Below are 12038 nucleotides of genomic sequence, written 5' to 3' on the forward strand. Positions count from 1 at the left end.
ACGGCAAGTAGGGCAACGGGGATTGCGCACCATGCAACGCGAGGTCACCACTCGCCGTCCTCGACCGGCTTGCCCGGCGGGGCGTCCTTCAGCGGCGTCACCTGGCCGGCCGACGGCTCCTGCCAGGGGTCGAGATCGTCGCCGAGCCACTCGCCGACCGGCTTGACCTCCTGGAGGGCGTCCGCCGGGGCCAGATCCTCGGCATCGGCGTCGTAGTAGTCGAACCAGGGCAGGCCCGCGCGGGTGTACGCCGCCCGGTCCACCGGTGACGGCGGAGGCGCCTCGCCGGTGATGTGCCGCCACTGCGGCGGCGTGACCAGGTGAACGAACACGCGCCCGGCGGGCTCCTCGGACCAGTCGGTGAGCGGCCGGTCGTCCCGGTACACCTCCTGGCGCATCGAGCCGCCGACGCCGAGCCCCATGGCGGCGGGCGCCGCCGCCCCGGGCGCGGCCGGCATCATCGCCGCGCCGTATCCGCCGACCGGCGGACCGGCCGTCCGGGCGCGGTTCGCGGCCGCCTGCCTCTCCTGCTCGCGGCGCCGCCACTCGGCGAGCGGGTCCGCGCGCAGCGCGAAGGACCGCAGCTGCACCCCGCCCCACACCTCCTCGCCGGTGACCTGCCCCTCCACCGTCGCGCCGAGGCCCAGCGGCACGGCGACGAACTGCCGGACCGTCCCCTCGCCGGAGTTGACGCCGTCCAGCCAGGGCTGGCGGGGCAGTACCACGTAGTTCTGCGGATCCCGGGCGAGCCGCTCGCTCCAGGGCTTGCCGGAGACCGCGCACACCTTGCCGACGCCGACCTGGAGCGCGGCCGGTTCCGTCGTGCCCGCGAAGCTCAGCCACATCGCCTCGCGCAGATACACCGGCAGCAGCACGCCCCCGCGGGCCCGCCACCGCTCGGGCACCCGGTCCGCGTGGTCGGCGACCGGCCGGACCGGGAACTCGCCGAGCCCCGGCGGCAGCCGGTGCGTGCCCGTCTCGGGCAGCCGCAGCGTGCGCACGAACCGCACGGTCGCCCCGCCCGGCAGCCGCAGCGTGTTCCCGGTGATCCGTACCCCGGCCCCGGTCATCCGGTGACCCCCCTCCCGTCGCGCTGTCCGCTCCGCCGCAGAACGTGCGCCTCGGCCGAGAACGTCCGTCCTCACCGAGAACGCTCGCCGAACCCCGTACGGTTCCGCCACAGCTCGTCCTGCACACCCAGGCGCTCGCGCAGCCGGGTGGTGCGCGGCAGCTTGGCCCGCTGCTCGCGGGAGACCCGGTCGAGCTCCTCCAGCAGGCGGCGGGTGCGGTGCTCGGTGTCCAGTTCGTCGATGATCCGGTTCGCCTCGGTGAGCACGGCACCCAGCAGCTGCCAGTTCTCCCAGTTCCCGGCGACCTCTTCCCGCAGCAGCACGGCCAGCCGGTCCCGGGTGCCGGCGGCCGTGTGCAGCTCGGCCGTCAGCCGGGCCTCCGCCGACTCGGCGTCCTCGCTGAGATGGGTGGTGACCAGCACCGCGAAGCTGACCACCGCGTCGCCCATCTCGGACAGCAGTTGCTCCACGGTCGCCCCGACCCGGGGCGGGAACAGCTCCTCGGACCCGCGGGCCTTCGCCAGGTCCGTGAAGGAACGGGCCAGCACCCGCAGGACCACCGTGCAGATCTCCAGCGTGTCGAGGCCCGTGCGCAGCACCACCCGGTGCAGCAGTCCCTCCTTGACGCGCGGGTTGAGCCGCAGGCTGTCCTCGGCCTGCCGCAGCGACGCGTCCACGTGGGCGATGTGCTGGTCCAGCCGCCGGGCCTCGTGCAGCCGCTCGGCCGCCCGCTGCCAGGGGATCCCGCCGGCCGCCTCCTCGCCCATGCGCAGCATCAACTGCCGCAGCCGGCGCGCCAGGTCCTCGATCGAGCGGCCCGCCTCGTCCACCCACACCGGGGGCGGCAGCAGCAGGTTGCAGGCCGTGCCGACGACCGCGCCGATCAGCGTCTCCACGATGCGTGCCCACGCCGTGAACCCGATCGTGGTGACCCCGAGCACGAGCATGGCGCTGATCGCCACCTCGGCCACGTACTCCTCGACCCGCACCAGATGTCCGACGGCCAGCGCGGCCACGATCAGCAGCGCGAGGCTCCACCAGGTCAGGCCCACCAGCACGCTGAAGGCGATGGCGACCAGCACCCCGGCCACCACGGCGTTCACCCGGCGGATGCCGTTGGTGAGGGTGGCGTAGAAGGTCACCTGGACCACCAGCAACGCGGTCAGGGGCGCGGTGAGCGGGGCCGGCTCGGGGCTCAGCCGCAGGGCGATGACATAGGCGATCGTCGCCGCCGTCGCCGAGCGCAGCGTCTGGACGACCACCGGCTCCCGGCGGCGCTCCACCAGGCGCAGCAGTCCCCGGCGCCACTTCGGTACGTCGTGCATCCCTTGGCCTGTTCCCGTTCCCCGGACGCCTCGAACGCCCCCGGTCGGGGGCCGCGCCCCGGCGGGCGGGCCGGATCAGGCGTACAGCTTGTCGAGGAAGGCGTGCAGATGGCCGCGGGCGCGGGCGATCTGCTCCGCCACGCTCAGGCTCTCCTCGATCCGGATGCCGGACTCCGGCACCTTCCTGCCCCGCACGTACAGGGAACACGCCAGGTCGGTGCACATGTACAGGCCGACCGAGTTGCCCTCGCGGCCCGCCGGTCCCGCCTTGCGCGCGGTCATCAGCGTCACCCCGCCGCGCGGATGCGTCGTCAGGCACACCGAGCACATGCTGCGGTGCAGGAACCCGCGCTGCGCGGCCTGGAAGCGCAGGGCGACGCCCACGAGCCGGCCGTCCCGTTCGGCGACCACATAGCTGCGGTCGGGCGCGCCCGGATCCCGCCAGCCGAGGAAGTCCAGGTCGTCCCACGGACGTTCGTCGAGGTCGCGCGGGACCGCCAGCCGCTTGGCCTCCCCCTTCGAGCAGTTGACGAAGGAGGTGCGGATGTCCTGCTCGGTGAGCGATTTCATGGGGGAGTCCTTCTGGGTGCGCAGGCGATGGTCAGCCTAGGATGCCTAGGTTTTCGACTAGCTTATGTAGCCAAAAGGAGAGTGGCCAATGGATTTTCCCGGATCTCCGCCGGACAGGCCCTGGCCCGGGACGGCGCCTCCCACTCGCAGTACGTCACCGGCACCAGCGACGGCGGGCTCACCGCGCACCCGGGCGGCGCGCACACGCCGGGAGAGCCGGATCTTCGGGGGTGCGTACGACGACGCGCCCGCGCCGGAGCGCCCGCTGTACGGCGCCCTGGACTTCCGCCGGCAGGTGGTCGGCGCGGCCCCCCCGCTTCGGCTCCCCGCACCTGAGGCTCACCGGCGCGGTCCTGCGACGCGCCACCTTCCGCTACCCCGACAGCGCGGCCGAGCCCACCGACTTCGGGGTGGCCGCCGCGATGCCGCTGATCGCGCTCGCCGAGCGGGACGAGCAGGCCCCGCTCAACGACTACGTCGAGAGCCATGTGCACGCCGGTGCTCTCCTGGACACCGACGTCGAGGCCCTCGTCCGCGACGCGAGCTCCCGGGCCACCGAGGTCGAGACGGCGGCCCGGCGCCTGCCCCTCCCCGTCGAATGGCGCCCCGGCCACCGGCTCACCGTCACCGCGCTGCGCCGCCACGCCGACTACCGGGGGCCGCGGTACGCCGACCTCGGCGCCCCGATCGCCGAGCGCGGCCTGCTCACCCCGCGTGTCATCGGCGACGCGGTGCGCACCGGCCGCCACGAACTCCAGCACCTGAAGACGGTCTGGCACACCCTGGCCCGCTTCGGCGCGCCGGAGGGCGCGGGCACGGCCCGGGCGCCCGCGGGACAGGCACGCCCTACTCCGTCCGCGCCTGGGGCGGCCACACCCCCGGCCTGAGGACGCCCGACGCGTAGGCGCGGGCGACCAGTTCGGTACGGTTCGCCGCGTTCCAGCGGGCCGACAGCCGGCGCAGGTGGTAGGTGACGCCGTCCTTGCTGAGGCCCAGTTCGCGGGCGGCCTCGGCCGTGCTCGCACCGCCCGCCAGCAGGGCCAGCACCCGCCCCTCCACCGTGGTGACCGGGGCCGGTTCCGGCTCGGGCGGCGCGCACTCGCCCTGCACCCGGAGCATCACCAGCAGGGCCGGGGTCTCGTCCACGGTGTCGCTCACCGGGTCCGCCGTCAGCTCCCCGAACCGCTCCGCCCCGCCGGGCGCGCGCCAGCGCACCGACACCTGGTAGCGCGAGCGGTGCCGCAGCCGCAGCGCCTGGGCGATCCGCTCCACCTGCCCGGCCTCCTGCGGCCGGAACAGCTCCAGCACGTCCCGGCCGCGCAGCCGCCCCGGCGTCGTACCGCACTCCGCCGCCATCGCGGGATTCGCCAGCACCACCTGGCCGTACACGTCGCACACCGCGACCGGCACCGACACCCGGTCGAAGACCAGCAGGGCCCGGTTGCGCCAGACCACCGCGTCGGCCCGCCCCAGGTCCATGTCCACCTCCCGATGCGCCGAGCCGTCCCTCGGTCCGTGCTCGTCGATCGCCGCTCGTCGGTCCCCGCACATCCAAGACGAGAATCCAGGTCAGCGGCAAACCGCACGCCTCCCGCGGGCCGGCGCAAGCCCCGCGGCCGAGTTTTGACTGCGCGATCGTGTAGTGCCACGGCGCCGGCACGTGCCACCGGTCGCCCACGCTGGATCCAGTGCTCCGTTACCGCGAGTACTCCGTTACGGCGAAAGGCAGTTGTCGCGTCATGCCCCCCACCGCACCGCACCCCGACCCGGCCGCGGCCCTGCCCGGCGTCCCCGTCGTCGACATCACCGCCACCGGTCCCGGCCGCACCCCGATCCAGCAGGTCATGGAGCTGATGCGCGCCCACGGCCCGGTGCTGGTGCGCCGGCTGCACGGCCGCGACGTGATGTTCGTCGCCGACGCCGATCTCGTCGCGGACCTCGCCGACGAGGACCGGTTCGCCAAGCACATCGGTCCCGCCCTGGAGAACGTGCGCGAGTTCGCCGCCGACGGCCTGTTCACGGCGTACAACGACGAGCCCAACTGGGCCAAGGCGCACGACATCCTGATGCCCGCCTTCGCGCTCGGCTCGATGCGCACCTACCACCCGGTCATGCTCAAGGTGGCCCGCCGGCTCATCGACTCCTGGGACCGCGCGGCCCACGGCGGCCAGGCCGTGAACGTGCCCGACGACATGACCCGCATGACGCTCGACACCATCGGACTGGCCGGGTTCGACTACGACTTCGGGTCGTTCGAGCGGGCAGAGCCGCACCCCTTCGTGGAGTCGATGGTCCGCTGCCTGGAGTGGAGCATGACCCGCCTGGCCCGCACTCCCGGCCAGGACCACTCCGCCGCCGACGCCGCCTTCCGCCGCGACGCCGACTATCTCGCCCAGGTCGTGGACGACGTCATCGCCTCCCGCGCGGGCACCGACCAGAGCGGCGCCGAGGACCTGCTCGGCCTGATGCTGAGCGCCCCGCACCCCGCCGACGGCACCACCCTGGACCCGGCCAACATCCGCAACCAGGTCATCACCTTCCTCATCGCCGGCCACGAGACGACCTCCGGCGCGATGTCCTTCGCCCTGTACTACCTGGCCAAGCATCCGGCCGTGCTCCGCCTGGTGCAGCGCGAGGCCGACGCGCTGTGGGGCGACGACGCCGACCCGGAGCCGACGTACGACGAGATCGGCCGGCTCACCTACACCCGCCAGGTCCTCAACGAGGCCCTGCGGCTGTGGCCGACGGCCGCCGCCTTCAGCCGCAAGGCCCGCGAGGACACCCTGCTCGGCGGCCGGATCCCGATGCGCGCCGGACAGGCCGTCACCGTCATGGCCCCGATGCTGCACCGGCAGCCGGTGTGGGGCGACAACCCCGAGCACTTCGACCCCGAGCGGTTCACCGCCGAGGCGGAGGCGGCCCGCCCGGTGCACGCCTTCAAGCCCTTCGGTACCGGCGAACGCGCCTGCATCGGGCGGCAGTTCGCGCTGCACGAGGCCACCATGCTGCTCGCCATGCTGGTCCACCGCTACCGGCTGCACGACCACGCCGACTACCAGCTGCACGTCAAGGAGACCCTCACCCTCAAACCCGAGGGCTTCACCCTCACGCTGACCCCGCGCACCGCCGCCGACCGCGTCCACGCCTCGCTGCCCGGCGCCGCGCGCCCGCAGGAGGACGCCGGCCGGACCCCGGACACGCTCCCGGCCCGCGTCCGCCCCGGCACCGGCGCCCTGTTCCTGCACGGCAGCAACTACGGCACCTGCCGCGCCTTCGCCGCCCAGCTCGCCGACGAGGCCGCCGCCGTCGGCTGCGCCACCGAGGTCGCCGCCCTGGACGCGTACGCCGACGGGCTGCCCACCGACCGGCCCGTCGTCATCACCGCCGCCTCCTACAACGGCCGCCCCACCGACGACGCGACCGCCTTCGCCGCGTGGCTGGACGGCACCCCCGACCTGACCGGCGTCACCTACGCCGTCCTCGGCGTCGGCGACCGCAACTGGGCCGCCACCTACCAGCACTTCCCCACCCGTGTCGACACCCGCCTCGCCGAACTCGGCGCGACGAGGCTGACCGAGCGCGCCGCCGCCGACGCCTCCGGCGATCTCGCCGGCGCCGTACGGGAGTTCACCGCCCGGCTGCGCACCACCCTGCTGACCGGGTACGGCGACTCCGACGCCGCGCCGCGGACCACGGACGAGCCCGCCCACGCCTACGAGGTCCGCACCCTGGCCGGTGGCCCGCTGGACGCCCTCGCCGAGCGGCACGACCTGCTCCCGATGACGGTGACCGAGGCCCACGACCTGACCGCGCCCGGCTACCCGCGCACCAAGCGGTTCCTGCGCATCGCCCTGCCCGAGGGCGTCACCTACCGCACCGCCGACCACCTCACCGTGCTCCCCGCCAACGCGCCGGAGCCGGTGGACCGCGCGCTCGCCGCGTTCGGCCTCGACGCCGACACCGTCCTGGACATCCGGGCCACCCGCCCGCGCCGCGACGGCCTCGCCGTCGACCGCCCGCTGACGGTACGCCAACTCCTCACGAGCCACGTCGAGTTGCAGGAGCGCCCGACCGCCCGGCAACGGGCCCTGCTCGCCGAGGCCAACCCCTGCCCGCCCGAGCGGGCCGCCCTCGCCGCGCTCGGCGACGACGACCCGCGCACCCTCCTGGAACTCGTCGAGGACCACCCCGCGCTGCGCGGCGCCCTGGGCTGGCCGCTCCTGCTCGACCTGCTGACCCCGCTCAGGCCGCGCCACTACTCGGTGTCCTCCTCCCCGGCGTCCGACGCGCACCACGTCGACCTCATGGTCTCCGTGCTCGACGCCCCCGCCCGCTCGGGCCGCGGCCGCTACCGGGGCACCGGCTCCGGCCATCTCGCCGCCCTGAAGCCCGGCGACACCGTGTACGCCCGGGTCCAGCCCTGCCGCGAGGTCTTCCGGATCGACGGCTCGGCGCCGGTCGTCATGATCGCCGCCGGTACCGGTCTCGCCCCGTTCCGCGGCGCCGTCGCCGACCGTGCCGCGGCCCGCGCCGCGGGCACCGAACTCCCGCCCGCCCTGTTGTACTTCGGCTGCGACGCCCCCGACGCCGACTACCTGCACGCGGACGAGCTGGCTGCCGCCGAGGCCGCCGGCGCCGTCTCGCTGCGCCCTGCCTTCAGCGCGGCGCCCGAGAACGGCGCCCTGTTCGTCCAGCACCGCATCGCCGCCGAGGCCGACGAGGTCTGGGACCTGCTCGACGCGGGCGCCCGGGTCTACGTCTGCGGCGACGGTTCCCGCATGGCCCCCGGCGTACGCGAGGCGTTCCGTACCCTGTACCGGGAACGCTCCCACGACGCCGACGGGTCCGCGGCCGACGACTGGCTGAACTCGCTGGTGGCGGACGGGCGTTACGTCGAGGACGTGTACGCGGCGGGCTGAGCCGCGGGGGAGGGGCGCGCGGTGGGAGACGCAGGAGCGGGCAACTCCCCGGCGGCGAACTCACCGGTGACGAATCCGCCGGCCACTGAATCGCCGGCGGACCCGGCGACAACCGGGCCTGTGGTAGCCGGTTCGGCGCCGCAGGATCCGGTGGCGACCGGGTCTGCGGCGGCCGGTTCGGTGGCGGCGGATCGGGTGATAGCGGATCCGGTGGTGACCGGCGTTGCGGCGACCGGCGAGGCGGCGGCGGAACTGGCGGTGGCTGGTCCTGCGGTGGCGGACTTGATGGCGCAGGATTCGGTGCCGACCGGGTTTGTGGTGGCTGGATCGGTTGCGGCGGATCGGGTGGCGGATGCGGCAGCGGCCGGTGTCGCGGCGATCGGCCGGGCGGTGGCGGATCCGGTGGTGACCGGTCCTGCGGTGGCGGGCTCGGTGGCGGCGGATCGGGGAGGCCGATGCCCGCCGGGTGCGGGAGACGGTCTCGCCGCACCTCGTGGCCGTGCTGGGCGAGATCACGCGGCCCACGGGACACGCGCAGCGGAACCCCTCTTAGCTCATAGCGTGAACTAAGACGGTGGGAAAGTCGCGTTCCGGCTGCCCGAAGGGGTATGTTGCAGGTCGGGCAGGGTTTGTGAAGGGAGCGGCATGGCGGGGCGGAACGGGCGCACGGTACGCGACCTCAGGCGGGGCAACCGCACGGCCGTATTGCAGAAGCTGTACTTCGACGGCCCGCTCAGCCGGTTCGAGCTGGGCCCCGCGACGGGCCTGAGCTCCGGCTCGGTGAGCAACGTCGTCGCGGATCTGGTCGCCGACGGCCTGGTCGAGGAGGCGGGCAGCGTCGACTCCGACGGCGGCCGGCCGCGCACCCTGCTGCGCGTCAGTCCGCGCAGCGGACAGATGATCGGCGTCGACGTCGGCGAGACCCGGGTCCGGGTCGAGCTGTTCGACCTGGCCCTGACCGAACTCGCGCGCACAGAACGTCCGTTGACGCCGCAGGGCTACGACGTCGAGGTGATCGCCGGTCACATCCGCGACGGCATCGCCGAGGTCCTCGGTGCCGAACGGGCCGTTCCCGAGCGGCTGCTCGGCGTCGGTGTCGGCGTCCCCGGCATCGTCGAGCACACCCCGGACCGGGGCGCCGTCGTGCACGGCCAGACCATCGGCTGGGACGCCGTACCGCTGGAGCAGCTGCTCCGCTCCGCCTCCCGACTCCCGGACGAGATCCCGTACTTCATCGACAACGGCGCCAAGACCCTGGGCCAGGCCGAGATGTGGTTCGGCGCCGGACGCGGGGCCCGCAACGCCGTCGTCGTGCTCTTCGGCTCCGGCGTCGGCGCCTGCCTGGTCACCCCGGAGGTGGAGCACGGGCGCGCCGTGGAGTGGGGGCATCTGACGGTCCGGGTGCGCGGGCGCCGCTGCCGGTGCGGTGCGCCCGGCTGCCTGGAGGCCTACGCGGGCGCCGAGTCGCTGCTCGCCCGCTGGCGCGAGGAGGGCGGCCGGCCGCCCGAGCGCGCCGACGAGGAGACCGCGCTCACCGCGATGCTCGTCGCCGCCTACCCGCCCGAGGGCACCGCGCCCGATCCGGTGGCCCTCGCGGTCCTGGAGGAGACCGCCGAGTACCTCGGCGCGGGCCTGTCCGACCTGATCAACCTCTTCCAGCCCGAGCGGATCATCGTCGGCGGCTGGGCCGGGCTCCAGCTCGGCACCCGCTTCCTGCCCGCCGTACGCAGGCACGCGGCGACGTACGCACTGCGCCACCCGGCCGACCGGGTCACCATCGACCTCGGCCGGCTCGGCCCCGACGCGGTCACCGTCGGCGCCGCGATCCTCCCCCTGGCCGACTTCTTCGCGAGCGGCGGCCGCCGTCCCGAACCCCTCGCCGAGGACCGCCTGCCGGCCTGGCGCGCCGCCCTGCGCGAACGCGCACCGCGCTGAGCGGCGCCGCGGCCCGGCCAAGGGGGATGACGTCGCGGGTAATCGACCCGTGCGCGGGATCCGGGGAGCATCGGTGATGCCAGGGCGACCGAGCCGCGTCGCACCTGGTCCCGACGGCCCCACACCCTGCGGAGGCACCCCATGCCGTACTTCGAGAGCCCCGTCGACGGAACCCGGCTGCACTACACCGACCACGGCCCCGCGACCGGCCCCGTCGCCGTCTTCGTCGCCAGCGCCTACCTCGGCCACGAGATGTGGGAGTACCAGACCCTGCCGCTCGCGGAGGCCGGATTCCGCTGCGTGGCCCTGGACCGGCGCGGCCACGGACGCTCCGACGACACCTGGTCCGGTTACGACCTCGACACCCTCGCCGACGACCTGCACGGCCTGCTCGACCACCTCGACCTCGGCGAGGTCACCCTGGTCGGGCACTCCGTCGGCACCGCCGAGGTGGTCCGCTGCGTGACCCGGCACGGCACCGGTCGCGTGCACCGGGTCGCCCTCGTCGCCGGGGTCTGCCCCGGGATCGTCCGCTGCCCGAACCTCCCCGAGGGCGTCGATCCCGCGGACATCCGCGCCGACGAGGAGCTGTTCCGGCGCGACCGGCCCGCCTACTACACGCTCCTCGCGGACGACTTCTTCGCCGTCCGGTTCCCCGGCAACGACGTCTCGCCGGCCTACGTCCGCCATCTGATCGACCTCTGTCTGACCGCCGGGCCGCGCGCCTCGACCGGGGTCCGGGCGGTGGTCGCCGGTCTGGACATCGCCGACGAGCTGCCCGGCCTCGACCTCCCGGTGCTGGTCGTGCACGGCACCCATGACGCCTCCGCGCCCCTGGCCCTCACCGGCGAGCGTGCGGCCCGGCTGGTGCCGGACGGCACCCTGAAGGTGTACGAACGGGCCGGTCACGGCCTGTTCGCCACCCACGCGGACCGGCTCACGGCCGACCTGCGGGAATTCATCGAGGCGGGGGCCGTGCGGCAGACCGCCGAACTGGCCGGGGCGGGCGCCGGCGCACGGTGACGCGGCTCACGTACGGCTCCGGAACACCCGGGGATGGTTGCCCGTTGAATCACATGTGGGTGCGGGCGAGGCCTTCACTGGGAGGCGTCTGCCCTGCGTGCCCACCGCCAGACCGCCCCGGTCGTGATTCCCCCGTCGCGACCGGGGCTTTCCACGTCGCTCACGCCCTCGCCGGGACCCGGCCCTCACGGGTCCAGGCCAGCAGTTCCCCGGCCGGCCAGGTGGTGACCACACGTTCGGCCCGCACCCCGCACTCCTCAGCCCGGGCACAGCCGAGGATCTGCCAGTCCAGCTGGCCCGGAGCGTGCGCGTCGGTGTCGACCGAGAACAGCACCCCCGCCGCCACGGCCCGGCGCAGCAGCCGTAGGGGCGGGTCCAGCCGCTCGGGCCGGCTGTTGATCTCCACGGCCGTACCGGACTCGGCACAGGCGGCGAACACCGCGTCCGCGTCGAACTCCGACTCCGGCCGTCCCCACCCCGTGATCAGGCGCCCAGTGCAGTGCCCGAGCACGTCCGCGTGCGGATTGCGTACGGCGGCCACCATCCGCCGGGTCATCGAGCGGGCGTCCATCCGCAGCTTGGAGTGCACGGACACCACGACCACGTCCAGCAGTCGCAGCAGCTCCGGCTCCTGGTCCAGGGAGCCGTCCTCCAGGATGTCGCACTCGATGCCGGTGAGCAGCCGGAACGGCGCCCAGCGCGCGTTCAGCCCCGCCACCACGTCCAACTGCTCGCGCAGCCGCTGCGGCGACAGGCCCCGGGCCACGGTCAGCCGGGGGGAGTGGTCGGTCAGCGCCGTCCATTCATGGCCGAGCGCGGCCGCCGTCCGCCCCATCTCCTCGATCGGGCTGCCGCCGTCGGACCAGTCCGAGTGGGTGTGGCAGTCCCCTCGGATCAGCGCCCGCAGCCCGGCCCCGGCGCCCTCCGCGGGCACGCCGCCCCCGCCCTCGTCCTCCAGCCCGCGCAGATACCCGGGCACCTGGCCGGCCAGCGCCTCCCGCACCACCTGCGCGGTCTTCGGCCCGATCCCCTTGAGCGCCTCCAGCGTCCCCGCCGCCGCACGCTCGGCGACCTCGCCCTCGGGCAGCGCGGCCAGCGTCCGGGCGGCCGTACGGAAGGCCTTCACCCGATAGGCGGGTGCCAGTGACCGCTCCAGGAGGAAGGCGATGCGTTCGAGCGCGGCGACGGGTTCCACG

Annotated in this window: 8 protein-coding genes and 1 pseudogene; 4 read left to right on the top strand and 5 right to left on the bottom strand. The window is 74.5% G+C overall.

Going from position 1 to position 12038, the window contains the following annotated elements; all coding sequences use genetic code 11:
* Positions 1-44 precede the first annotated feature (44 nt).
* From AC4OXY_RS42015 to AC4OXY_RS42025, 3 genes are all read right to left on the bottom strand, one after another.
* Entirely contained in the window at positions 45-1070 is a 1026-nt protein-coding gene (locus tag AC4OXY_RS42015; RefSeq protein ID WP_362819447.1) for a hypothetical protein, read from the bottom strand.
* Positions 1071-1141: 71 nt separating this feature from the next.
* Positions 1142-2395, bottom strand: a complete 1254-nt coding sequence (locus AC4OXY_RS42020) for an FUSC family protein (protein ID WP_356032876.1) — start codon at positions 2393-2395, stop codon at positions 1142-1144.
* Positions 2396-2470: 75 nt separating this feature from the next.
* Positions 2471-2965, bottom strand: coding sequence for an FBP domain-containing protein (locus AC4OXY_RS42025; protein ID WP_356032873.1), 495 nt, complete (start codon positions 2963-2965; stop codon positions 2471-2473).
* Positions 2966-2992: 27 nt separating this feature from the next.
* Between AC4OXY_RS42025 and AC4OXY_RS42030 the strand changes: the two are divergent.
* Positions 2993-3852, top strand: a pseudogene (locus tag AC4OXY_RS42030) (DUF3626 domain-containing protein).
* Here the strand turns inward: AC4OXY_RS42030 and AC4OXY_RS42035 are convergent.
* A complete protein-coding gene (locus tag AC4OXY_RS42035; protein ID WP_362819448.1) occupies positions 3812-4444 on the bottom strand; it encodes a helix-turn-helix transcriptional regulator in 633 nt (210 codons plus the stop codon). The pseudogene AC4OXY_RS42030 and the gene AC4OXY_RS42035 sit on opposite strands and share 41 nt — an antisense overlap.
* Positions 4445-4704: 260 nt before the next feature.
* Between AC4OXY_RS42035 and AC4OXY_RS42040 the strand changes: the two genes are divergently transcribed.
* From AC4OXY_RS42040 to AC4OXY_RS42050, 3 genes are all read left to right on the top strand, one after another.
* The gene (locus tag AC4OXY_RS42040) at positions 4705-7884 is read left to right on the top strand and encodes a cytochrome P450 (RefSeq protein WP_491992349.1); all 3180 of its coding nucleotides are present in this window, start codon (positions 4705-4707) and stop codon (positions 7882-7884) included.
* Between the two features lie 645 nt (positions 7885-8529).
* On the top strand, positions 8530-9819 hold the full coding sequence (locus AC4OXY_RS42045) for an ROK family transcriptional regulator (protein ID WP_491992350.1): 1290 nt from the start codon (positions 8530-8532) through the stop codon (positions 9817-9819).
* Positions 9820-9960: 141 nt separating this feature from the next.
* Positions 9961-10842 (top strand): alpha/beta fold hydrolase, encoded by an 882-nt coding sequence (locus AC4OXY_RS42050; protein ID WP_356029414.1) that lies wholly within the window; start codon positions 9961-9963, stop codon positions 10840-10842.
* A 160-nt stretch (positions 10843-11002) separates the two neighbouring features.
* Here the strand turns inward: AC4OXY_RS42050 and AC4OXY_RS42055 are convergent, their stop codons facing one another.
* Entirely contained in the window at positions 11003-12037 is a 1035-nt protein-coding gene (locus tag AC4OXY_RS42055) for a PHP domain-containing protein (protein ID WP_491992351.1), read from the bottom strand.
* Position 12038: the final 1 nt, after the last annotated feature.

It is taken from the genome of Streptomyces sp. HUAS MG56 (genome assembly GCF_058673395.1).